Source organism: Pararhizobium sp. IMCC21322 (assembly GCF_030758295.1).
Lineage (GTDB): Bacteria > Pseudomonadota > Alphaproteobacteria > Rhizobiales.
The window spans coordinates 1,897,681-1,920,193 of the sequence record NZ_CP132335.1; the positions used below are offsets into that span (position 1 = coordinate 1,897,681).

The following is a 22,513-nucleotide window of genomic DNA, read 5'->3' on the forward strand; positions in this document are numbered from 1 at the left end:
ATGCATGGAATGGAATGGCATTAAATTCGACTGGAACCACGCAAAAGCGTTTCTCATCACGGCCGAAGAGGGCTCACTGTCAGCTGCAGCACGCGTGTTAGGGGCAGCTCAGCCAACCCTTGGCCGACAGGTCAACGCGCTTGAGGCTGAACTTGGCATCGTGCTTTTCCAAAGGGTGGGGCGAGGGCTGAACCTAACGGAGGCAGGATTGGAACTGCTGGATCATGTGCGGGCCATGGGCGAAGCAGCCAACCGGGTTTCTTTGACGGCCATTGGTCAATCGCAATCCATAGAAGGAATAGTCCGCATATCTGCAAGCGAGGTCTATGCGGCCTATTTGCTGCCACCCATCATTGCACGGTTGCGGCATGAGCAGCCGGGCATCGAGTTCGAGATTGTCGCTTCTCATTCCACCAGCGATCTGAGACGACGTGAAGCTGACATCGCAATCCGAAATTTCCGGCCGACCGAACCCGATCTGATTGCCAGGAAAATCAGGGATGTACCCGCGCGACTTTATGCAGCGCCTGACTATCTGGATCGGATCGGCAATCCAAAACTGCCATACGACCTTCGGAATGCCGAGTTCATCAACATCACCAGTGGTGATGTAATGATGCACGGCCTCAACAGAATGGGTCTTGACCTTACAAAGGCAAACTTTCCCATCATGACCGAGAATTATCTGGTGATGTGGGAATACGTAAAGCGGGGCTTGGGTATCGGCGTTCTGGACGCTCACATTGGCGATGCGGAACCAGCCGTGATGCGTGTGCTCCCGGACCTTGACCCCCTCACGTTTCCCATTTGGCTCGTCGCCCATCGGGAAATAAGTACCAGCCTCAGGATCAGAACAGTGTTTGATCTTCTGGCGTGCGAATTGGCGTTGCCATAAAATAAAGGATGGGACCGAAGCCCCATCCTTTTTCTGATCAGCTCACTGTTTAGCGTTCCAGAGCACCGATGCCGGAGAAGCGGAAAGCTTCTTTTTCCAGAGCGTCGATTTCTTCAACGCTCATTTGATCATGGGCAATCGTGATGCGCCCAAGAAAGACAAGTGGAAGCTCTGCCTCTCGACCTTCCAGATGGGCTTTGATGGCTTCCGCTGTCGCAGCACCTACATCATCGCCCATGCGCATGGGTGTTGCGTCCAGTTCACCACGGCGAATGGCATCCAGTTCCAAGCCGGTGCCACCCCAACCAGTTGAAAAGATTTCCTTTTCCTTGCCGATTGCCAATTGTGCTTCAACCGACCCCATGGACATGGCTGTATTCGCGTTGTGAATGACTTTTGCTTCCGGATAGGCCTGAAGGATCAATTGGGTACCTTCAAAACCGCCTTCGCGCTGATACTCGCCATAATGCTCATAAACCACATTCCAGTTGGCTTTTTCCTTAACACAATCCTTGAAATCACCGGACCGCTGATTGTCCGTAATGCCCGGAATACCGCGGTTCATGGCATAGGTCACATCTTTGCCAAGCCGATCAACCATGTAGTCACAGATCTTGAGTGCACCATAGGCTGATGAAAAATCGAACCAGGCAGCTGGTTGTTGTTTCAGATATTTCAGCGGCGTGTGGAAAGCCCAGACAAAGGTAGTCAGATCCGGGTTTTGCGCCAGCTTGTCGATGTTATCGGCCTGTGTGGCCAGTTCAGAAGGGCCGAAAATCACGAAATCATAGAGATCTGCATCCTGGTCCACTTGTGCAGCATAAGTTGCCTGAAGCGAATGCTCGACCTGCCGCGAAGCAAATTCGCGTGTTTCATACTCTATGCCCAACTGATCCAGCCGTTTTGTGAGTGCCAGATAGTTGCGTGCCCAGAAATCCGAAACATCTGCTGATGGATAGATCAGGGCGATCTGCAGGGGCTTGTCCTGAGTGCCGGTATATTTGGTGGCTTCCAGTCCCGTCGCATTTTGCAGGGCTTCCAGTGCGCCATCCTGATTGACTTCACCTGGCAGATAATGCTCCCGGTCTGCAAAGCCTTCCATTTCCTTCAATGGCAGTTCTGCTGCCATTGCCGTTGAGGTCAGCAAAGCTGCCGCAAGACCCATTTTTAGTCCCAGTTTCCAGTTTTTCATTTTTTTCCCTCCCGGAATTTGCAGTCATTTTAAAATTTTGACTGCGATGAACTTGTTGTTTTTAGCCGCTTGGGTTTGGTGACCCGCCAAGCATAAGGCTGACAATGCTCAGGATGATCGCTGCGCCAACGATGTAGCCCGTCAGCCTGAGAAGTTTTCGATTGTCGGGATTGCCCATTGCGGCCCTGATGCCACCAGACCCGTCGCGGTCTTTCTTTTGCAGCCATGTGTAAAGGGCCACCGAGAAAATGATCACCACACCTGAGGCGACAGATTGCCAGAAGAACTCGATGCGCAGTGTCACAAGTGCATTGATCATCATCGACAACAGCAGCACACCCGCCAGTGAACCGACGATGGAGGCGCGACCGCCAAACAGCGATGTTCCACCCACAACGACCGCCGCAATGACATGCAGATTGAAATAGGGCGCGGAGGTTGCCTGAATGGCGTTCAGCTTGCCCGTCAGCATAATGCCGGCAAGGGCGGCCATGGTTCCCATCAGCACATAGGCGTAGACCCGGTGCCGGTCGACAGCGATGCCGGTCATATCGGATGCTTCCGGATTTGAGCCAATGGCAATCGTGTAGCGCCCGAAATGGGTAGATTTCAGCAGTACATAACCGGCAATGAAAGTCAGCACACCAATCACGACGGGCGTGGGCAGAAATATCAAAGACTGACCCCGACCAATTTCGGTGATCATGTCCGGAAAGCGTGCAAGCACAAGCCCTTTGGCAATGACCAGGGCAAAGCCGCGATAGACAAGGTCCATCGCCAGAGTGCCGATCAAATCCGGCACTTTGAACTTGGTGATGACGAGGCCGTTGATCAGCCCCATCATGGCGCCAAGGCACAAGGCAATGAGAGCCGCTGACCAGGCCGGAAAACCATATTGTTTGATCAGAAATGCCATGATGATCGACGACAGGGCAGCAACTGAGCCGATAGACAAATCAATGCCGCGCTGGGTGATGACAAATGTCATCGCCATAGCCATTGGCATATAGAGCGCTGCATCGAGCAGAATTTGATTGAGGTTGGAAAGCCGGAAGTAACGCGCAGGCTCCACAACGCCCATGAACACAATGATCATCAGAATCATCGCCATCGGGCCAAGAAAGCTGACATAAGGGGCCAGACGTTCTGACAGGGTTTGCGGGCCGCTTTCGGCGGATGAATCAGATTGTTTCATGGGTCTCTAAGCCGCCGTTCTTGTGCCGACGATCAGGCCAAGCACTTCTTCATTTGTTGTGTCCGCAGTCTTCACGACACCGGCACACTGGCCACGACGCTGCACATGAATGCGGTCCGAAATTTCGAACACATCATCAAGTGAATGGGAGATGACGATAATGGCCAGGCCCTGCTGCTTCAGCACTTTGATCAACTCAAGGGTCCGGGCCGTCTCCTGAGGCCCCAGCGCTGCTGTCGGTTCGTCCATGACCAAAACGCGCAGATCATCGTGACGGACAGCACGGGCAATTGCGACAGCCTGTCGTTGACCGCCGGACAGGCTCTCCGTCGCAACATCCATGCTTTTCAACTGAACACCCAGCCGGTCTTTCAGGACGCGGGTGGCTTCAGATTTCATCAGTTTGTTGTCGAGGGCTTCGAACCCGAGAACTTTTTTCGTCAACTCGGCACCGAGAAACAGATTTTCCGCTGGTGTCAGATGATCGGCAATTGCCAGGTTCTGATAGACCGCATCAATGCCATTCTCGATGGCATCGGAATGGCTGGCCATTGAAAAGGGCTTGCCATCAAGTTCAATCGACCCTTCAGTCGGCTGATACACACCTGTCAGGATTTTGATGAGCGTCGATTTGCCGGCGCCATTGTCACCGACGATTGCCAGCACTTCGCCTGCATAGGCCGTAAGATCGACATGGCTTAAAGCGACGACGCCGCCAAACCGTTTGCTGATGCCGCGCATGGCAACGATAGGCTGATTCTCAACCATTCTTATCCTCCCAAAAGGCAAAGGGTATCCGTGTCCGAAAGCGACGAGCGCTTGCAGATTTCAGCTTTTTGCTGGCTTTAAAGAATCCCTGTTCAAGCACAATTGACTGGCAATCGGACCTGATACCTCCACCTCAGAGTCCTATACGTTACCGGTAACTTGCGTCAAGTGTTATCGATAACTTTTTCTGGATGCTCTGATGGCCCCAGGCTGGTTAAACCTGAATCAGAACAGCAGGAAAGCCTCGTAAACACCTGATTTGAATCTTCTAATCAGCCTTCTGGAAAGACATTGTTTTCCGTTTCGATTGTCTTGAAGCCAGCGCGCTCGCGGCCACTGCTCGGGCGCATGATACGCTGCATCCTGCCCAATCGAAGGTGGCTAAACATGGCCTGGTGAACTCAGATCAAAGGAGCTTTAAGGTTTGACATGCGCAAAAGTGACGTGTTTGGCAGCAAAAGCTTTATTCTGCAGCGAAGCGCTGTTAAAAGCCCCCACAGATAGACAACCGGCATTGGTATCGATGATACATTTATCAAGACGAACCATACGAATTACTGGCCCGGCCTCCCTTTGAGGCGCGGGCAGGTTTGCGCGCGGGGAGCCGGGTTCCACACACAACTGCAGCGTAGAGCAACAAGTGGTCACTGGCCCTTTTACGCTCTGACACTTTCTCCTGACTTTAGAGTTGATAATGGCTGAAAATACCAATGCGCCAGCGCGCGACTATTCCAAAACACTGTTTTTGCCGAAGACCGATTTTCCAATGCGGGCGGGTTTGCCCAAGAAGGAACCTGAAATCCTGTCCTTCTGGGACCGGACGTCTTTGCAGAAACAAATCCTGAGCAACACCATGCTGAACGGTGCCAGCGCTCAAGAGCGCCCCAAATTCGTGCTTCATGATGGCCCGCCTTATGCGAATGGCAATCTGCATATCGGACATGCGTTGAATAAGGTTCTGAAGGACATCATTTGCCGGTCCAAGCAGATGCAGGGCTTCCACGCGCCTTATGTGCCGGGTTGGGATTGCCACGGCCTACCGATTGAATGGAAGATCGAGGAACAATATCGCGCCAAGGGCAAAAACAAGGACGATGTTCCCATCAACGAATTCCGTAAGGAATGTCGCGAATTTGCCGAGCATTGGATTGGTGAGCAATCGAAGGAATTTCTGCGGCTGGGCGTGCAGGGGGACTTTGACGATCCTTACAAAACCATGGCTTTTCACGCTGAGGCGCGGATTGCCGGTGAGTTGATGAAATTCGCCAACACGGGTCAATTGTACCGCGGCTCCAAACCCATCATGTGGTCGGTGGTCGAGCGGACGGCTCTGGCCGAAGCCGAAGTCGAATACCATACTTACGAAAGTGATACGATCTGGGTAAAATTCCCGGTCATCAAAGGGCCCGATGCATTGCAGGGGGCCAGCGTGGTGATCTGGACAACCACACCCTGGACGATCCCGGGTAGTCGCAGTGTGTGTTTCTCGGGAACTGTGTCCTACGGCCTTTATGAAGTTTCCGCTGCAGAGAATGATTTTGGTCCGCAGCCCGGAGACAAGCTGATCTTTGCCGATGCTTTGGCAGAAGAATGCGGATCAAAAGCAAAAGTTCAGCTGTCGCGGATTTCTAACGTGTCGGCAGATGATCTGACCGGCATGGTCCTGCATCATCCACTGCAAGGTATGGGCGTTGAGGGCTATCAGTTTCAGATCCCGATGCTGGAAGGCGATCATGTAACCGCTGAAACCGGTACAGGCTTCGTACACACAGCACCTGGCCATGGCCGTGATGACTTTGAAATCTGGGTTGCCAAACGCCGCGACATAGCTGCGCTCGGCATTGATACCTCCATCCCCTTCACGGTGGATGATGCCGGGTTCTTCACTGAAGATGCGCCCGGCTTTGGCCCGGCTGCAGAAGGTGGTGCTGCCCGTGTTATTGACGACAAGGGCAAGAAGGGCGACGCCAACCAGCGTGTCATCACAGCGCTTATCGGCCAGAGCAAGCTGTTTGCGCGCGGCCGCCTGAAGCATGATTACCCGCATTCCTGGCGCTCCAAGAAACCGGTTATCTTCCGTAACACCCCGCAATGGTTCGTCTATATGGACGAAGATATTGAAGGGCAGGCGGACGATACGCTGCGTCGCCGTGCCTTGAACGCCATTGATGCCACACGTTTCTATCCCGATGCCGGACAGAAACGATTGCGCTCGATGATCGAAAACCGCCCCGATTGGGTGCTGTCCCGCCAGCGTGCCTGGGGTGTCCCGATTGCAGTCTTTGCAGATGAGGACGGCAATTTGCTCGTCGATGACGCGGTTAATCAGCGCATTCTGGATGCATTTGAGACCGAAGGCGCAGATGCCTGGTTTGAAGCAGGTGCCAAGGAACGTTTCCTCGGCAATGATCATGATCCCGACAAGTGGGAACCCGTGACAGACATTCTGGATGTCTGGTTCGACAGTGGATCGACGCATTCCTATGTTCTGGAAGATCGGCCTGAATTGAAATGGCCGGCAGATCTGTATCTGGAAGGCTCTGACCAACATCGTGGCTGGTTCCATTCATCGCTTCTGGAAAGCTGCGGCACACGAGGGCGCGCGCCTTATGAAGCTGTGCTGACCCATGGCTTTACGATGGATCAGGATGGCCGGAAAATGTCGAAATCTCTCGGTAATACCGTCGCGCCCCAGGATATCATCAAACAATATGGTGCCGATATTCTGCGTCTTTGGGTGGCATCGGTTGATTATTCCGAGGATCAGCGTCTGGGACCGGAAATCATCAAGACGAATGTCGAATCCTATCGCAAACTGCGCAATTCAATCCGCTGGATGCTGGGTGCCTTGACCCACTTCAATGCGGAAACGGATCGGGTGTCCTATTCTGAATTGCCAGAGCTGGAGCGCTATATGCTGCATCAGCTCTCCACTTTGGAAGACACCGTCAATGAGGGCTATGACGCCTATGATTTCAAAAAGGTGTTCAGTGCGCTGTCGCGTTTCATGAACCTTGATTTGTCGGCGTTCTATTTTGATGTGCGTAAAGACACATTGTATTGCGATCCCATCTCCAGCCTTACCCGCAAGGCCGCGCTGACGGTGATTGACCAGATCTTCGACAATCTGGTGCGCTGGCTTGCCCCGATCATTCCGTTTACCAGCGAAGAAACCTGGTTGTCGCGCCATGACAGGCTGGATGTATTGGGTGCAGAAGAGGGCCAGACAGGTTCGGACAGTGCAACACCATCTATCCATCTTCAGGATTTCAACAAACTTCCCGAAGAATGGCTGAATGATGATTTGTCTCACAAATGGGGCAAGATTCGCGCTGTGCGGATGGTTGTCACCGGTGCCTTGGAAATCGAGCGACGTGAAAAACGCATTGGCTCGTCTCTGGAAGCAGCGCCACATGTCTATCTCGAAGGCGACGCGTATAGTGGTGTGGAAGAACAGGCTGATTTCGCGGATATCTGCATCACCAGTGGCATTGATGTCAAAACCGGTGAGGCCCCGTCGGACGCGTTTCGTCTGGACGAAGTGCCGGGTGTTGCCGTGGTCTTTGCCGCAGCTGATGGGCAGAAATGCGCACGCTCCTGGAAGTTTTCCACTGAAATTGGGCAGGACCCGGATTATCCGGAGGTCACGCTGCGCGATGCGCAGGCACTGCGCGAACTGGCCGCTGCCGGTCTTTTGGAGGCATAGCTTGTGAAGACTGGTCCCCAGTGGCCCCAAAGTCTGGCCTTGTGGAGCCCCAGCGCAGCTTTTGTTTTGCGCTGGGCCGCCATTCTTTTGATTCTGGATCAGGCATCAAAATACGGAATTCTGTATGGGCTTGGGCTTCGGCAAGGGCAGAAGATTGTTCTGAACCCGTATATGGACCTGTTGATGGTGTGGAATCGGGGGATCAGTTACGGCCTGTTTCAACAGAACAGTGACATTGGACGGTGGCTCCTGGTCGGTGTGGGTCTGGCCGCATGTGTGGCCATCTGGATCTGGGCGAACCGTGTCCAGACAAAATGGTTCCGCATAGGCGCAGCGCTCGTGATCGGCGGTGGGCTTGGAAACACCGTTGACCGGGTGATCTATGGCGCGGTCGCGGATTTTGTTTCGCTGCACGCGTTTGATTTTTATTGGTATGTCTTCAACGTCGCTGATGTTGCAATCGTTGCAGGATTCGTGCTGCTCCTGTATGACATGATCTGGTCGGGATCGGCCCCTGAGAAGCCGGACGGGTCTTAATTGCGCCATTTTGGTTGCACAAAAGCGTCCGGTAGTGAAAGTTTGTTTAAGGTTTTCTGTCAAAAGCGCATTTGCAGAATGGCCATATGAGTGAGAACGGGTGTTGCATTGACCGTCACGAAGTCCTTAAAACGTGCCCTTAAGGCAACGGCAGCTTTTGGCATCTTGGCCGCGCTTCTGGCGTTGGCTGGGTGCAATACACCGACTTATGGCACCGGTAAATCGCCTGAAATGTCCATGATTCAGGAATTGACCGGAAATCTTGGTGCCGGGCCGAAGAAAAAAGAGCCGATTGAATATCAGGCCCGTTCAGAACTGGTGATTCCGCCATCTTCGCAATTGCCGGCTCCAGAAGAAAAGACGGCTTTGTCACAGTCAGCTGCATGGCCGAATGATCCCGACCGAAACAAGCCGGCTGCAAATACTTCGGGTGAAATTCCAGAGGAGTTTCGTCGCGGACGTCTGGCCCGAGGCTCAACCCATGCTGCGGACCCGAATGTCAGCCCTATCGATGTAACCGAAATGAACACGGCACAGCGTCTGGAAGCCCAGCGTAAGTTCCGTGAGCAGCGCGCGTCGATGAACAGCTTGAACCCGACAGAGCGTAAATATCTGACTGATCCACCGGTCGAGTATCGCGTGCCATCAGCCAATGCACCTCAGCCGGATGATTTTGAAGAAAGTACCGAAGCCAGAACCCTGTTCGGGTCTCTCTGGAAACGCTGGCGCGACTGACCTGCATAAAATCTATAATGTGACGACCGAATCACCGGGGTGAAGATACCTCGGCATTTGTGCTGGGAGTTCATGCAATGATCATCCGACAATTGACGGAAGGCACCATAAACCGCATTGCCGCTGGCGAAGTGGTGGAGCGGCCTGCCAGTGTGGTCAAGGAACTGGTCGAAAACGCGATTGACGCTGAAGCGACCCGAATTGACATCGTCACCGCAAGCGGCGGCAAGACCATGCTCAGGGTTACCGATAATGGCGTTGGCATGAACGCGGATGACCTTGCACTGGCGGTTGAACGCCACTGCACCAGCAAGCTCAATGAAAATGATCTGTTCGATATTCAAAGCCTCGGCTTTCGTGGTGAGGCATTGCCGTCAATCGGCTCGGTCGCAGAATTATCCATCAAGACCAGACAGCAAGGTGCAGACACTGGCTGGGCATTGACAATCGATGGTGGGCAGAAATCGGCTGTCAGCCCGACGGCACTGAATACGGGCACCCAGATTGAAGCGCGGAACCTGTTTTTCACCACGCCAGCGCGCCTCAAGTTTCTGAAGAGCGATCGCGCTGAAACTTCAGCCATTACCGACGTGGTAAAGCGCCTGGCGCTGGCGCATCCCAACATCCGGTTTTCCCTGGCAGGACCAGACCGCACAGCACTCGATTATGGCGCAGCCAGTGGAGATGAGGCGCTCCTGTCGCGCATTACCCAGGTTATGGGAAAAGAGTTTCGTGACAATGCGGTTGCCATTGATGCGGTGCGCGAAGGTGTTCGACTTACCGGCTTTGCAGCCCTGCCAACCTTTAATCGCGCCAACACGCTTCAGCAGTTCTTCTTCGTCAACGGACGCCCTGTCCGGGACCGGCAATTGCTGGGTGCCTTGCGCGCAGCCTATTCCGATTTCCAGTCAAAACACCGCCATCCCGTGGCGGTTCTGTTTGTCGACATCGACCCACATCAGGTGGATGTCAATGTGCAACCCACCAAAGCCGATGTCCGCTTTCGGGATGCAGCGCTGGTGCGCGGCCTGATCATTGGCGCAATCCGCGAAGCGATGGCGGCAACCGGCCACCGCTCGGCCACCACAGGCGGCGCAGAGGCGCTGGCGCTGCTTCAGCGGCGTCACATTCCATCAACACGACCATCAGACTGGCAACAATCGGCTTTCAGGCCCGACTTTCAGGCTGCACCAGACGCGCGAGACGCCATGCAGGGCGACAGGTTTGCTGAGCCCTCACAGGCTGCTTACGAGGCGTTTGGTGCCAATGCCGGCTTCGAGGGCTTTCAAAACCCGTCAGCCGACACCAGGCCTATGCAGGCGGCGCAGTATGAACCAGAGGCGGCTCATCTGCCGCTGGGCGCAGCACGAGCGCAACTCCATGAAAATTATATTGTCGCCCAGACCGAAGATGGTCTGGTTATCGTTGATCAGCATGCGGCCCATGAAAGGCTGGTCTATGAACGGCTGAAGGCCGCACTGGCAAAGAAAGAAGTCGCGACCCAGATGCTGTTGATACCTGATATCATTGATCTGCCGGAAGATGATGTGGATCGTCTGGAAGCACGTGCTGAAGAACTCAACCATCTGGGCCTGCATCTGGAACGTTTCGGGCCAGGGGCCATCTGCGTGCGTGAAACACCCGCTCTGCTGGGCGACACGGATGTGGGCGGTCTGGTGCGCGATATTGCCGATGATCTAGCCGAACTGGACGCGTCCACACGGCTTGAGGAACGGCTGCATTTTGTGGCTGCAACCATGGCCTGCCATGGCTCTGTGCGCTCTGGCCGACGATTGAGAGCGGAAGAAATGAACGCTCTTTTGCGCGACATGGAGGCAACGCCAAACTCGGGGCAATGCAACCATGGGCGTCCGACCTATGTGGAGCTGAAACTGGCTGACATAGAAAAACTGTTTGGGCGTCGCTGATTGTAGTTTGGCCGGCTTGCCACGCGGCACTCCCTTCCGCTAAACCGCTTCACATAAGGGAGATATTTCATGACACAGAAAACAGCACTTGTAACAGGCGGCAGCTCAGGCATTGGCCGGGCCACCGCATTAAAGCTTGCAGGCGCAGGATACACAGTTGCTGTCTGTGGGCGGCGGATGGACGCACTGGAAGAGACAATTGCGCAAGGCAAAGACTTGCCGGGAACCATTATCGCCTCTGCCGCAGACGTGTCCGATGCGGCCTCGGTGGAAGCCCTGTTTACTGATTTGAAGGAACGCCTGCCACGGCTGGATGTCCTGTTCAACAATGCCGGGGTTTCCAGTCCCTCCACAAATTTTGGCGACGTCACATTCGACGATTGGCGCCGGGTTATGGGCATTAATCTCGATGGTATGTTTCTGGTTGCCAACAATGCTTATCGCTGGATGCGCGATCAGGAACCGCAAGGCGGACGGATCGTCAATAATGGCTCCATTTCAGCCTATGTCCCGCGTCCGGGCTCGGTCTGTTATACCGCTTCCAAACATGCTGTTACCGGCCTGACGCGCACCATTTCGCTGGACGGCCGCATCCATAATATTGCTTGTGGACAAATTGATATCGGCAATGCAGCGTCCGATATGACAGCTCATTTTGACAAGGGTCTTCCCCAGGCCGATGGCTCGGTAAAGCCAGAGCCGACCATGGATGTGGACCATGTGGCCAATGCGGTGCTGCAGATGGCAGAACTGCCCTTGAACGCCAATGTTCAATTCATGAATATCATGGCCCGCGACATGCCATTCATCGGTCGCGGATAGATAAAACCTAAAACAGGGTTTCCAGCACCAGGCCTGCGAACAACAGCAGGCCTGCATTGCGGTTGGAGCGGAACTGCATCAGGCAGCGCTCGGAATTATCCGGCTGAAGGGTGGCAATCTGCCAGCCCAGATGCACGCTGAAACCTGTCAGGCCCAGGGCTGCATAAGTGCCGCCACCGGAAGCGAAGATTGCGATGGCAGCAAACAAAATGGCGCTACCAAAGAAAATTCCGATGATCATTTGAGAATTGTCACCAAAGGTGCGGGCCGTTGAGCGCACACCGATCAAAGCGTCATCTTCCTGATCTTGATGCGCATAAATTGTGTCATAGCCGATGGTCCACATAATGGCTGCGACATAAAGGCTATAAGGTGCCAGTTGGTTCAACTCACCATAGCGTGCGGCAAAGCCCATCAGCGCGCCCCAGGAAAACGCCAAGCCCAGAACGATCTGGGGCCAGTTGGTAATGCGTTTCATAAACGGATAGATGGCGATGATCGGCAGCGACGCGAGCCCAAGATAAATCGCAAACTGGTTGAATTGCAGCAACACCAGAAAACCGGCAAGCGCCTGCAAAACCAGAAAAATAACGGCCTGCTTGACCGTCACTTGCCCTGATGGCAAGGGCCGGGAACGGGTGCGGGCCACCTTCGCATCGATATTGCGGTCCACCAGATCATTAAACGTGCACCCGGCACCACGCATGGCAATTGCGCCAATGAAAAACAGCACAAGATGCCACACATTTAAATGCGTATTGGCGGCATTGGCGGCCAGCGCAACGGACCACCAGCAGGGCAGCAGCAGCAGCCACCAGCCAATAGGGCGGTCCCATCGGGCCAGGCGCGCATAGGGGCGCAGCCACTCTGGAGCAGTGGTATCAACCCAATGGCCGCTAACCGCGTCAGCAACGCTTTCCTGCAGATGATCTGTTGTCTCATTCATGGGGCGGACAAATGGCTTGCAATCGCCAATCCGTCAAGCATTTAACGTGGTTCATCCTGGCTTTACCCATAGGTATCGGCGTGTTAACCGCACACATGAAGCCGGATTCGAGACCGGAGAGTGCAGGCGAAAGATTGCTATTATGAATGTTTTTCTCATCGGACATGGTGGACGCGAGCATGCTCTGGGCTGGAAACTGGCTCAATCCCCCTCGTTGACGCAGCTCTGGTCCACCGGCGCAAATCCCGGCCTTTTGGCGCTGAGCCAGCCAAGCCATGTTGATATGGCGGATCATGATGCAATTGTCGCCTTCTGCAAGGCCAATAGTATTGATCTTGTGGTTGTTGGCCCGGAAGTTCCGCTGGTGGCAGGCCTTGTAGATGATCTGGCCGCTGCCGGTATTGCAGCTTTTGGTCCGGGGCGGGAAGCCGCGCAGTTGGAAGGCTCCAAACATTTTACCAAAGCCTTGTGTGACGAAGCCAATATTCCAACGGCTGGCTTTGGGCATTTTTCCAATCTGGAAGACGCCAGAGCCTATGTCGCAGAGCAGGGCGCACCGATTGTCATAAAAGCCGATGGTCTGGCTGCCGGAAAGGGCGTGACCGTTGCCATGACGGACGACGAGGCAGACGTTGCCCTTCGGGACTGTTTCGATGGACAGTTTGGTGACGCAGGTGCAAGCGTGGTGATTGAGGAGTTCCTGGAAGGCGAAGAAGCCAGCATCTTCATTCTGTGCGATGGGGAAAATATGGTGCCGATGGCCAGTGCGCAGGACCACAAACGTGTTGGCGAGGGTGACACCGGCCCAAATACAGGTGGGATGGGCGCTTATTCACCGGCTCCAGTCGTAAGCGACGCCGTTCTGGAACAGACTTTGCAAACGATTATTGCGCCAACATTGAAAACACTGGCTGCCCGTGGCACGCCCTACCGAGGCGTGTTGTATGCAGGGCTGATGATCAACGAGAATGGTCCGAAACTGATTGAATATAATTGCCGGTTCGGCGATCCTGAATGTCAGGTACTGATGATGCGTATGCAAAGCGATCTGTTGCCATTGTTGAGCGCCAGCGCAACTGGCAGTCTCAAAGATGCCGCCATTGACTGGCATGATGATCCGGCAATGACGGTCGTCATGGCATCCAACGGCTATCCCGGTTCCTACGGCAAGGGCAGCATCATCTCAGGCCTTGAGGCTTTGACGGATCAGGAAAATGTGGTGGTGTTTCATGCCGGGACCAAAGAAGTGAATGACCAGATCCTGGCTGATGGCGGCCGTGTTCTGACCGTAACCGCCCGTGCGGACACGATCAAAGCGGCACAGCAACGAGCCTATGAGGCCGTTGACAGGATTGACTGGCCGGAAGGGTTCTGCCGCCGTGATATTGGCTGGCGTGCCGTGTGATGGCAATTGTGAGGCTTTAGAGACATGCGTCAGACAGTCCCTGTTTCACTTGCTCTTGGCGGTGGTGGCGCTCGTGGATTGGCGCACATTGTCGTTCTGGAAGCCCTGGATGATCTGGGCATCCAGCCAAGAGAGATTTCCGGGGCATCAATCGGGGCCATTGTGGGTGCCGGATATGCCAGCGGTCTGAGCGGAAAAGATATTCGCGAAGCTGTGCTGGCCCTGTTCTCAAACCGTGGAAAAACCATTCAGCTGTTGTGGCAAATGCGCGGCAAACGCGTTTTGCCCAAAATGTCTTTGACTGATGTTGATCCATTGCTGGTTCTGAATACCTTTGTCGGCAATCTGATCCCACAAGATTTTGACCAGCTGAAAATTCCGTTGACCGTCGTCGCCACGGATTTTTATGGCTGGAGCGAAAAGGTATTTAAAACCGGCGATTTGCGGCAGGCTGTTGCTGCTTCCATTGCCATTCCGGTGCTGTTTTCCCCGGTCAGGATTGACGGCCGTATTCTTGTTGATGGCGGATTCGTCAATCCTTTGCCGTTTGATCATCTGCCCCCGGAGGATCTGTGTATCGCCGTGGACGTCGTCGGGGGCCCAAAAGCACCATCCGTTAAAGATGCCGGGCAACAGCCCCCAATGCCGGCAATGAAAGAAATGATTTTCGGCAGCACCCAGCTTCTGATGCAATCCATCGTTTCGGAAAAACTGAAAAGCCGACGTCCGGCCATTCTGTTTCACCCGCAGATCGAGGAATTCGGTGTACTTGATTTTCTGGATGCCAACAAAATCCTGGAGGCAGCAGAGCGCGATCGTGACACTATCAAACGCACCATTGTGGAAAAGCTGGAAAGTTATCTCTAACGTTTTTGGCTGAAAAAAACCTTCAACAGATCAGCAGCTTTGGCCGCGCCAATGCCACCATAAATTTCAGGTACATGGTGGCAGGTCGGATGTGAAAAATAGCGAATGCCGCTTTCCGCTCCGCCGGATTTTTCATCCTGAGCGCCGTAATAAAGCCGCCCGATGCGGGCAAATGAAATGGCCGCAGCGCACATGGGGCAGGGCTCCAGCGTGACATAGAGATCGCACCCGGTCAGTCTTTGGCTGCCAAGTTCCGCCCCTCCGGCGCGAATGGTCAGCAATTCTGCGTGGGCGGTCGGGTCATTCAGTTCCAATGTTCGGTTTCCAGCGCGGGCGATAATCTGATTATCCTTGACAAGAACCGCGCCGACCGGCACTTCCCCGCGATCAGCAGCGCTCTGTGCTTCCTCGAAAGCCAAATCCATGTAACTGTTGAACATCTTCGTTCTCATCATTTAACACCGGACACTTATGACATCTGATCAGGAAAAAGGCGACCGCATTGCAAAGGTCATGGCCCGTGCAGGATTATGCTCCCGCCGTGATGCCGAGCGCTGGATTGCCGATGGACGGGTGTCGGTAAATGGCACCAAGCTGACCAGCCCTGCTGTGGTGGTCGGGCCAAAGGATACCATTCTCGTCGATGATACTCCGCTGCCGCTGAAAGACCGCACTCGGCTTTGGCTTTATCACAAGCCGAAGGGTCTGGTCAGTTCAAACAAGGATTCAGAAGGCCGTCCCACAGTTTTTGCGAATTTGCCCAAGGGAATGCCAAGGGTCATCAGCATCGGACGCCTTGATATCAATACCGAAGGCCTGCTGCTACTGACCAATGATGGTGCATTGGCGCGGCATCTGGAATTGCCCAGCACCGGGTGGCTGCGACGCTATCGCGTGCGCGCCTTCGGCAGAATTACCCAGGCTGAATTGGACAAGCTGGCAGACGGTATTGCCATTGAAGGCATTCTCTATGGGGGCATTGAAGCCCAGTTGGAGCGGGAGCAGGGGTCGAATATATGGCTGACCCTGGGGCTGCGCGAGGGTAAGAACCGGGAAGTCAAAAAAATCCTCGAGCATCTTGGCCTTGTCGTGAACCGCCTTATCAGGATTTCATATGGTCCCTTTCAATTGGGTGATCTGGAAACTGGTCTGACGCGGGAGATTAAAAGCCGCATGTTGCGTGATCAGTTAAGTGAGGGATTGGTTGCCGAATTGGGATTGAGCTTTCACGGCCCGGACAATGTGGAAGAAGAAGCAAGTTCTGCTCCCAAACGCCTGAAACCAAACGCGGCAAAACCTGATCAGAGATCCGGTGCCAATGCCCGCACCGAGCAGAAAAGAAAACCCAAGAAGCGCGATCGGAAAGCCGAGGCTCTGGAGCATATGAGCACCTCGAAGCCACCCATATCCAGCGGAAAAAAGTCAGGTTCCGGACAACCTTCGCAAAATAGGCCTTCGCAAAACCGGCCATCGCAAGACAAACCATCCCAGAACAGGCGCCCCGGTGGCAAACCTGCAGGAGGGCCGCGTGCGGATCGTCGCCGGTAAGTTCAAGGGACGGCGGCTGACTGAGCCAAAATCCGATGCCATTCGCCCAACCAGCGATCGGGCGCGGGAGACCATGTTCAACATTCTCCAGCATGGCTGCAATGTGACGTTTGACGGGGCTCGTATTCTGGATCTGTTTGCAGGAACCGGCGCGCTTGGCCTTGAAGCCCTGTCACGCGGCGCGGCATTCTGCCTGTTCGTTGAAGAGGCGGCTGAAGCGCGGGCGCTCATCCGCACCAATGTCGAGACGTTCGGGCAAATGGGCCACACCAAGATATACCGGCGCGATGCCACCAGTCTTGGGGCCTCCGAGGGGCTTGGGAAATTTGATCTGGCGTTGCTTGACCCGCCCTATGACAAGGGATTGGGTGAAGCTGCCTTGCAAGCCCTGGCACAAGGGGGCTGGCTCCGCGCCGATGCAATTGTTGTTCTTGAGGAGCGCCGGGGCAATACGATAGCTACCCCGGCGGAATTTGAAACACTTGATCAGCGCGAGCTTGCTGACACGCAAATGCTGTTTTTGCAGTATACCGGATCTGCCGCTGCGTAGCCTTTAATGCCTGGCGATGATTTCCGAAGCTGGCGAGAACATCACGACATTAGATCCTTGTATGCCGATTTGACGCTTGGTATGAAACCGCGTGCGGCGTTTTGCTAGCGAATTCCCGAAGCGGCGCGGCAAGGGTTCGGATTTTGAAACATCCAAAGCGCCCGGTGGAACGACAATGTTTCCTTCAAGGTCGATCAACCTCAATGGCAGGTTCAGCATCTGGCTCCATGCCGCCCAGTCGACCGCAAGGTGTTCCGGACACTCAGCCTCTGCCAGCACAATGTTCAAATCTGCATCATTATGAACCAGTTCCAGCCGCGCAAATATGCGGTGGTCGCCCTCATAGGAGGACAGAATTCTGACAGCCACCATTTCGTAATTTTTGATGTTGGCTTTTACGTTAAGTTCCAGGCCGCAACTCAGGCGGTGACGAATAACAACCCGCTCTGCATCCAGATGAACCAGGCCCAGCGCATCAGTCGGGCCGCTATAGGGAACATTCCTTGGATCAATCCGGTTACGCAAGGTATAGAGCGGCTTTTGTTTGGGGCAGTCCGGCTCCTGATGACCTTCACAAATGTTGTCATTTGCGTAAGCCTTGTCCGCTGCAACGATGCCAATGAAATTTCTTACGTTCACAGTTGACCCTCAAATGAGTTTGTGATGATTTTTGTGAGGGGAGAATTGCGCCAAATCCGTTCAGGTGTTCCTAAGTTTTCTGGTTAAAAAATTGTTGTTTTACAGTAGGTTACTTGATGGTGTATGGAGCTTGTAAAAATGTATGTGTTTTGGTTCCATGTCCTAAACGCTGGGCGGCATCAGGACGCGGTCTTGCGGACGCTGAACTGAGTCCCTAAACACATTCTATTGAGTCCCTGATGACAAGCTGGGACACACGCCCTTTTAGCCAACACAGCCAGAGAACTGCTTTTTGCACATGAGCGAAACCGAACCGGTCGAACCGGACCTTCAGCAACTGACCGATGATGCAAATATGCTTATCACCAAGGCGTTGGCAGCAGGTGCGGATGCTGCAGATATTGTAATTTCCAAATCCGGATCGCTGAGCGTTTCCGCGCGTCTCGGCAAAGTGGAAAACACGGATCAGTCAGAAAATGATGGCCTGTCTCTACGGGTTTTTCGTGGAAAACGTGTTGCCTCTGTGGCAGCCAAGGCCGGTCTTATCCGACAGGAAGGCGATGCCCTGATTGAGCGCGCGCTTGCCATGGCTGGCTCGTCCCCCGAAGACCCCCATGCGCAACTGATGGATGCAGATCAAATTGCAACTTCCTGGCTGGATCTGGACATGTACGATCATGAGATCGTGTCGGCCGACGAACTGGCCGAGGCGGCTCTTGCATTGGAGCAGATTGCCCTTGATGTGGATGGCATTGCCAATTCCATTGGCGCATCAGCCGCCTGCGGCGTTGGTGGCATGGTGCTGGCAACCTCAAATGGTTTTTCTGGTGCCTATCTGGGAACACGGCATTCACGTTCAGTCTCTGTTGTGGCGGGATACGGCACAGCCATGGAGCGCGATTATGATTATGACAGCCGCACCCATTTGGCGGATATGCGCACGCTGGAAGATATCGGTCAGACCGCAGCGAAGCACACTCTGGAACGGCTGAATCCTCGGAAAGTCGAAACCCAGACTGTTCCAGTTCTGTTTGACAAACGCGTTTCCGCGAGCTTTTTGGGGCATCTCTCGGGTGCCATCAACGGAGCCGGGATTGCACGTGGCTCCAGCTTTCTGAAAGACCGGCTTGGTGAGCAGATATTTCGCTCTGAAGTGACCATTCGTGACAATCCGCTTTTATCCCGGCGGGCCGGATCAAGGCCCTTTGACGCTGACGGCCTTTCGCAAGGTCCGTTGGATCTGGTGGAAGACGGCGTGTTGAAAACCTGGCTTCTGGATGGCTATAGCGCGCGGGAACTGGATCTTTCATCCAATGGACGTGCGTCCTTTGCCGGTAGCGGCACGCGGCCATCAGCGACAAATCTGTGGATGGAACCCGGTCAAGATGCACCGGAAGACATGATCAAAGCCATGGAAAAAGGGCTGATTGTGACGGATTTCATCGGCCATGGCGCAAATCTCGTCACAGGTGATTACAGCCGTGGCGTGTCCGGTTTTTGGGTGGAAAATGGAGAAATTGCATTTCCGGTCAGCGAATTGACCTTGGCAGGTTCTCTGCCATCAATCTTTGCAGAACTGGTGCCTGCTGATGATCTGGAAATCCGCGGCGCAACAAATGCGCCATCCCTTTATGTAGAAGGTTTGACCCTTGCCGGACGCTAAGCACCAAACGCAAATTCGGCTGGATCGGGATTTACTGGAAGCGACAGCCAGAACGGCTGGCGCGGTCGCCATGCAGTACTTTGGCAAAGATCCACAGGTCTGGATGAAAGAAGGGGATTCTCCGGTCACCGAAGCTGATCTGGCTGTGAACACACACCTTCTTGACGTGCTCACAAGCGCCCGCCCGGACTATGGCTGGCTTTCTGAAGAAAGCGAGGACAATGAAGGGCGTTTGGCCACTGACCGCCTGTTTGTCGTTGATCCCATCGACGGCACGAGAGGGTTTATGAACGGGTCCGAAGACTGGACCATCAGCGTGGCTGTTGTCGAGCGCCAGAGCGGGGCAAGTGCCGAAACTGCTGGTCAATCACAGTGGCGACCAACCAGTGCCGCGCTTTACAATCCCTGTCGGGACGAGATGTATATTGCAGAGCAGGGCAGCGGCGCTTTTCTGAATGGCAAAAAAATGACGGCATCGAACGAAAGTGGACTTGCCGGGTCGCAGATATCGGTATCGAAACCGATCTATCGCGCGCTTGATCTTGAAACATTGGGCGCGGCAAAGACCCGATATATCCCCTCATTGGCCTATCGACTGGCGCTTGTCGCTTCGGGTGCGATTTCCGCAACGATCGCCAGACCAAATGCCCATGACTGGGACCTTGCCGCTGCCGACCTTCTGGTGCATGAAGCAGGCGGACTGCTTTGGGGCGAAACAGGCGGCCCAATCAGCTATAATTCACAGATACCCAGACATGGGGTTCTGTTCGCGTCTGGTGAGTTGCTTGGCAAGCCATTATTGGATCTGGTTCGCAACTGGCGATAACCGCACAAAACAGAGTATACGCCTGAAGTACAAGCCGTAATATGGGCAGTGCTAAAAGCCGGAAGGGATTGAGAGAACATGAGTGACCAGGACGAACAATTACTGCACCTCGTTTTCGGTGGTGAACTGGAAGATATCAGTGATATTGAGTTCAAGGATCTGGAAAAACTGGATGTCGTCGGCATCTTTCCGAGCTACGCGACGGCCTATAACGCCTGGAAGACCAAGGCCCAAATGACCGTAGACAATGCACAGATGCGCTATTTTATTGTACACTTGCATCGTCTGATGGATCCGGATGCCGCTTAAGGGCTAGCCGGTTCCAGGACTGAAAACAGGTGTAGATTTGGCAAAATCAAAAAGTAAAAAGGCAAAAACCAAAGCAGAGGCCCAGGTTGATTTGCTGGCGCCTGCCCGATTTTCTCGTGGTGCGGACGCGCTTGATGCTGTCGAATTCACCATAAAAGAGCTGATACACCGCATTGCCAAAGTGTATCTGAAGCCGCTCTGGAAATATCTCGCAGTTGCATTGATCGCCATGGTGTTCATGGCCGCAACCACTGGCGCGCTGCCATTCATGATGCAACAGGTCATCGACAAGGTGTTTGTCGCAAAAGATGAGGGACTCCTGTTCGTTCTGCCGATTGTGGTGATGGGCATAATGATCCTGCGCGCTGGCGGTGAATATGTCAGCCGCATTTCAATGGCAAAGATTTCAAATGAGGTGGTAGGCGCTCTGCGCATGGATATGTTCCAGAGCCTCACCCGTGCGGATATCGGCTATCTGGAGGCCATGCATAGCGGCCGTTTCGTCTCCGCATTCATGACAGATGTTGGCATGGTCAATCAAGCTGCGGCTGGTACCCTGACATCATTGGTCAAGAATGGATTGACTGCCCTGTTTCTGGTTGGCGCAATGTTCGTTATGGACTGGTTCCTGGCACTTCTGGTGCTGGTCGGGGCGCCCTTTGCGATTTATTTCATGGGACGGCAGCGCAAAAAAATCCGCAAGTCTACGCGCGGAATGCTGCGTGAGACCGGCGATTTGTCGTCCATCATCGGGCAGATGTTGCGGGGGGTTCGGATCATCAAGGCCTATGGTCAGGAAGATCTGGAGGAAGCCCGTTTTTCTCACTCCATTCGCCGCATCATCACCCACCTGATGCACAAGGCGCGGGCGCAATCTGCCATGGGCCCCGTGACTGAAGCACTGACCGGCGTCGGTTTTGCCGCTGCAATCCTGTATGGCGGTTGGCAGGGTATCAATGGCAATTTGAGCCTCGGCAGCTTTTCCGGGTTTATGACGGCCGCCATGTTGGCCTATCAACCCCTGAAAGCATTGGCGGCGCTGCAGGGCCAGTTGACGCAGGGAACTGAAGCCGCCAAGCGGATTTTCACGCTGATCGATCACGCGCCGAAAATCAATGATGACAAAAGTGCCGGTCCTTTGACAATCAACAAAGGTGAGATCACCTTTGAGGATGTCAGCTATGCGTATGACGACGAAAATCTTGTTCTTCAGGATTTCTCCCTGATTATTCCTGCCGGAAAGAAGGTTGCTCTTGTTGGTCCCAGCGGATCCGGCAAAACCACTTTGATGAACCTGACAATGCGCTTCTTTGATCCCACCAAGGGCCGGGTTCTGGTCGATGGACAGGATATTGCGACGAAAAGCATTTCAAGCGTTCGGGCAGCAACCGCGCTTTTGACCCAGGACCCGATCCTGTTCGATGATACGGTTCGGGCAAACATCGAATATGGCATGTCAGATGTTACGCAAGAGCAGCTTCATAGTGCAGCGAAAGCGGCTGCAGCTCACGATTTTATCGAAGAACTGCCTGAAGGCTACGATACAAATGTCGGAGAGGCAGGCTCGCTGCTATCTGGCGGCCAGCGTCAGCGGATTGCCATTGCCAGAGCTTTGTTGAAATCAGCCCCGATTTTGCTGTTGGATGAGCCAACCAGTGCTCTTGATCCGGCCAGTGAGGTGAAAATTCAAAAGGCATTGGAATCCCTTTTTGTTGGCCGGACCGTGTTGATGATCGCACACAGATTGACCACTGTCCGGGATGCCGACCTGATTTGTGTCCTGGATAAGGGGCGCCTGGTTGAAAGCGGCACTCATGATGAACTGATTGACAGGGACGGGCTTTATTCTGCGTTTTGCAAAAGTCAATTTGATGACGGCTCGTCCGAATCATCCGCTGACCAAGTGTCGCCAAAGACTGCATTGGATAAGTCTGATCCGGCGGAATCCGTCGGTAAAAAAGAACAGATTGTCTCCTGAGCAA

General features: G+C 54.1%; 20 protein-coding genes. 14 read left to right on the forward strand and 6 right to left on the reverse strand.

Annotated features, from left to right (window positions below):
• The first annotated feature begins 4 nt into the window (after nucleotides 1-4).
• Nucleotides 5-895: a LysR family transcriptional regulator gene (locus RAL91_RS09170; protein WP_306261614.1), complete on the forward strand. Its 891-nt coding sequence runs from the start codon at nucleotides 5-7 to the stop codon at nucleotides 893-895.
• Nucleotides 896-944: 49 nt separating this feature from the next.
• Here RAL91_RS09170 and RAL91_RS09175 read toward each other — a convergent pair whose 3' ends face one another.
• The 3 genes from RAL91_RS09175 to RAL91_RS09185 form a co-directional block, all read right to left on the reverse strand.
• Nucleotides 945-2,087, reverse strand: a complete 1,143-nt coding sequence (locus RAL91_RS09175; protein ID WP_306261615.1) for a substrate-binding domain-containing protein — start codon at nucleotides 2,085-2,087, stop codon at nucleotides 945-947.
• Nucleotides 2,088-2,148: 61 nt separating this feature from the next.
• A complete protein-coding gene (locus RAL91_RS09180; RefSeq protein WP_306261616.1) occupies nucleotides 2,149-3,282 on the reverse strand; it encodes an ABC transporter permease in 1,134 nt (377 codons plus the stop codon).
• A gap of 6 nt (nucleotides 3,283-3,288) precedes the next feature.
• Nucleotides 3,289-4,050 (reverse strand): ATP-binding cassette domain-containing protein, encoded by a 762-nt coding sequence (locus RAL91_RS09185; RefSeq protein ID WP_306261617.1) that lies wholly within the window; start codon nucleotides 4,048-4,050, stop codon nucleotides 3,289-3,291.
• A 694-nt stretch (nucleotides 4,051-4,744) separates the two neighbouring features.
• Here RAL91_RS09185 and ileS point away from each other — a divergent pair.
• The 5 genes from ileS to RAL91_RS09210 all read left to right on the forward strand — a co-directional run bounded on the left by ileS (nucleotide 4,745) and on the right by RAL91_RS09210 (nucleotide 11,778).
• Nucleotides 4,745-7,756, forward strand: coding sequence for an isoleucine--tRNA ligase (gene ileS, locus RAL91_RS09190; RefSeq protein ID WP_306261618.1), 3,012 nt, complete (start codon nucleotides 4,745-4,747; stop codon nucleotides 7,754-7,756).
• A 66-nt stretch (nucleotides 7,757-7,822) separates the two neighbouring features.
• The gene (lspA, locus tag RAL91_RS09195; RefSeq protein WP_371932536.1) at nucleotides 7,823-8,293 is read left to right on the forward strand and encodes a signal peptidase II; all 471 of its coding nucleotides are present in this window, start codon (nucleotides 7,823-7,825) and stop codon (nucleotides 8,291-8,293) included.
• Nucleotides 8,294-8,383: 90 nt separating this feature from the next.
• Entirely contained in the window at nucleotides 8,384-9,028 is a 645-nt protein-coding gene (locus tag RAL91_RS09200) for a hypothetical protein (RefSeq protein ID WP_306261620.1), read from the forward strand.
• Between the two features lie 77 nt (nucleotides 9,029-9,105).
• Nucleotides 9,106-10,956, forward strand: a complete 1,851-nt coding sequence (gene mutL, locus RAL91_RS09205; protein ID WP_306261621.1) for a DNA mismatch repair endonuclease MutL — start codon at nucleotides 9,106-9,108, stop codon at nucleotides 10,954-10,956.
• Between the two features lie 69 nt (nucleotides 10,957-11,025).
• Nucleotides 11,026-11,778: an SDR family oxidoreductase gene (locus tag RAL91_RS09210; RefSeq protein WP_306261623.1), complete on the forward strand. Its 753-nt coding sequence runs from the start codon at nucleotides 11,026-11,028 to the stop codon at nucleotides 11,776-11,778.
• Between the two features lie 7 nt (nucleotides 11,779-11,785).
• Here RAL91_RS09210 and ubiA read toward each other — a convergent pair whose 3' ends face one another.
• A complete protein-coding gene (gene ubiA, locus RAL91_RS09215; RefSeq protein WP_306261625.1) occupies nucleotides 11,786-12,724 on the reverse strand; it encodes a 4-hydroxybenzoate octaprenyltransferase in 939 nt (312 codons plus the stop codon).
• A gap of 142 nt (nucleotides 12,725-12,866) precedes the next feature.
• Here ubiA and purD point away from each other — a divergent pair, with 142 nt between their 5' ends.
• The gene (purD, locus tag RAL91_RS09220; protein WP_306261627.1) at nucleotides 12,867-14,129 is read left to right on the forward strand and encodes a phosphoribosylamine--glycine ligase; all 1,263 of its coding nucleotides are present in this window, start codon (nucleotides 12,867-12,869) and stop codon (nucleotides 14,127-14,129) included.
• A 24-nt stretch (nucleotides 14,130-14,153) separates the two neighbouring features.
• Complete coding sequence (locus RAL91_RS09225) at nucleotides 14,154-14,996, forward strand: patatin-like phospholipase family protein (protein ID WP_306261629.1); 843 nt, start codon at nucleotides 14,154-14,156, stop codon at nucleotides 14,994-14,996.
• On the opposite strand, the gene RAL91_RS09230 is transcribed toward RAL91_RS09225, so the two are convergent.
• A complete protein-coding gene (locus tag RAL91_RS09230; RefSeq protein WP_306261631.1) occupies nucleotides 14,993-15,436 on the reverse strand; it encodes a nucleoside deaminase in 444 nt (147 codons plus the stop codon). The genes RAL91_RS09225 and RAL91_RS09230 overlap by 4 nt on opposite strands.
• Before the next feature lie 31 nt (nucleotides 15,437-15,467).
• On the opposite strand from RAL91_RS09230, the gene RAL91_RS09235 reads away from it, so the two are divergent.
• Together RAL91_RS09235 and rsmD are read left to right on the forward strand one after the other, a co-directional pair.
• Nucleotides 15,468-16,544 carry a pseudouridine synthase gene (locus tag RAL91_RS09235; protein ID WP_306261633.1) on the forward strand — a complete coding sequence of 359 codons (1,077 nt, stop codon included), beginning with the start codon at nucleotides 15,468-15,470 and terminating at the stop codon, nucleotides 16,542-16,544.
• Complete coding sequence (rsmD, locus tag RAL91_RS09240) at nucleotides 16,525-17,094, forward strand: 16S rRNA (guanine(966)-N(2))-methyltransferase RsmD (protein ID WP_306261635.1); 570 nt, start codon at nucleotides 16,525-16,527, stop codon at nucleotides 17,092-17,094. The genes RAL91_RS09235 and rsmD overlap by 20 nt, the downstream gene beginning before the upstream one ends.
• A 3-nt stretch (nucleotides 17,095-17,097) precedes the next feature.
• Here rsmD and RAL91_RS09245 read toward each other — a convergent pair whose 3' ends face one another.
• Nucleotides 17,098-17,733: a DUF6101 family protein gene (locus RAL91_RS09245; protein ID WP_306261637.1), complete on the reverse strand. Its 636-nt coding sequence runs from the start codon at nucleotides 17,731-17,733 to the stop codon at nucleotides 17,098-17,100.
• Nucleotides 17,734-18,031: 298 nt separating this feature from the next.
• Between RAL91_RS09245 and RAL91_RS09250 the strand changes: the two genes are divergently transcribed.
• The 4 genes from RAL91_RS09250 (at nucleotide 18,032) to RAL91_RS09265 (ending at nucleotide 22,509) form a co-directional block, all read left to right on the forward strand.
• Nucleotides 18,032-19,396, forward strand: coding sequence for a TldD/PmbA family protein (locus RAL91_RS09250; RefSeq protein ID WP_306261639.1), 1,365 nt, complete (start codon nucleotides 18,032-18,034; stop codon nucleotides 19,394-19,396).
• Complete coding sequence (locus RAL91_RS09255; protein ID WP_306261641.1) at nucleotides 19,383-20,222, forward strand: 3'(2'),5'-bisphosphate nucleotidase CysQ; 840 nt, start codon at nucleotides 19,383-19,385, stop codon at nucleotides 20,220-20,222. Before RAL91_RS09250 ends, RAL91_RS09255 begins: the two co-directional genes overlap by 14 nt.
• A gap of 78 nt (nucleotides 20,223-20,300) precedes the next feature.
• Complete coding sequence (locus RAL91_RS09260; protein ID WP_306261643.1) at nucleotides 20,301-20,531, forward strand: DUF4170 domain-containing protein; 231 nt, start codon at nucleotides 20,301-20,303, stop codon at nucleotides 20,529-20,531.
• A 37-nt stretch (nucleotides 20,532-20,568) separates the two neighbouring features.
• Nucleotides 20,569-22,509, forward strand: coding sequence for an ABC transporter ATP-binding protein (locus RAL91_RS09265; RefSeq protein WP_306261645.1), 1,941 nt, complete (start codon nucleotides 20,569-20,571; stop codon nucleotides 22,507-22,509).
• Nucleotides 22,510-22,513 lie beyond the last annotated feature (4 nt).

Excerpts from the sequence above, each read along its gene's own strand:
- ileS (WP_306261618.1), top strand. The coding sequence starts at position 4,745 with ATGGCTGAAAATACCAATGCGCCAGCGCGCGACTATTCCAAAACACTG.
- RAL91_RS09250 (WP_306261639.1), top strand. The coding sequence starts at position 18,032 with ATGAGCGAAACCGAACCGGTCGAACCGGACCTTCAGCAACTGACCGAT.
- RAL91_RS09225 (WP_306261629.1), top strand. The coding sequence starts at position 14,154 with ATGCGTCAGACAGTCCCTGTTTCACTTGCTCTTGGCGGTGGTGGCGCT.
- RAL91_RS09260 (WP_306261643.1), top strand. The coding sequence starts at position 20,301 with ATGAGTGACCAGGACGAACAATTACTGCACCTCGTTTTCGGTGGTGAA.
- RAL91_RS09210 (WP_306261623.1), top strand. The coding sequence starts at position 11,026 with ATGACACAGAAAACAGCACTTGTAACAGGCGGCAGCTCAGGCATTGGC.
- RAL91_RS09180 (WP_306261616.1), bottom strand. The coding sequence starts at position 3,282 with ATGAAACAATCTGATTCATCCGCCGAAAGCGGCCCGCAAACCCTGTCA.
- RAL91_RS09170 (WP_306261614.1), top strand. The coding sequence starts at position 5 with ATGGAATGGAATGGCATTAAATTCGACTGGAACCACGCAAAAGCGTTT.
- RAL91_RS09235 (WP_306261633.1), top strand. The coding sequence starts at position 15,468 with ATGACATCTGATCAGGAAAAAGGCGACCGCATTGCAAAGGTCATGGCC.
- purD (WP_306261627.1), top strand. The coding sequence starts at position 12,867 with ATGAATGTTTTTCTCATCGGACATGGTGGACGCGAGCATGCTCTGGGC.
- RAL91_RS09230 (WP_306261631.1), bottom strand. The coding sequence starts at position 15,436 with ATGTTCAACAGTTACATGGATTTGGCTTTCGAGGAAGCACAGAGCGCT.
- mutL (WP_306261621.1), top strand. The coding sequence starts at position 9,106 with ATGATCATCCGACAATTGACGGAAGGCACCATAAACCGCATTGCCGCT.
- RAL91_RS09185 (WP_306261617.1), bottom strand. The coding sequence starts at position 4,050 with ATGGTTGAGAATCAGCCTATCGTTGCCATGCGCGGCATCAGCAAACGG.
- RAL91_RS09175 (WP_306261615.1), bottom strand. The coding sequence starts at position 2,087 with ATGAAAAACTGGAAACTGGGACTAAAAATGGGTCTTGCGGCAGCTTTG.
- ubiA (WP_306261625.1), bottom strand. The coding sequence starts at position 12,724 with ATGAATGAGACAACAGATCATCTGCAGGAAAGCGTTGCTGACGCGGTT.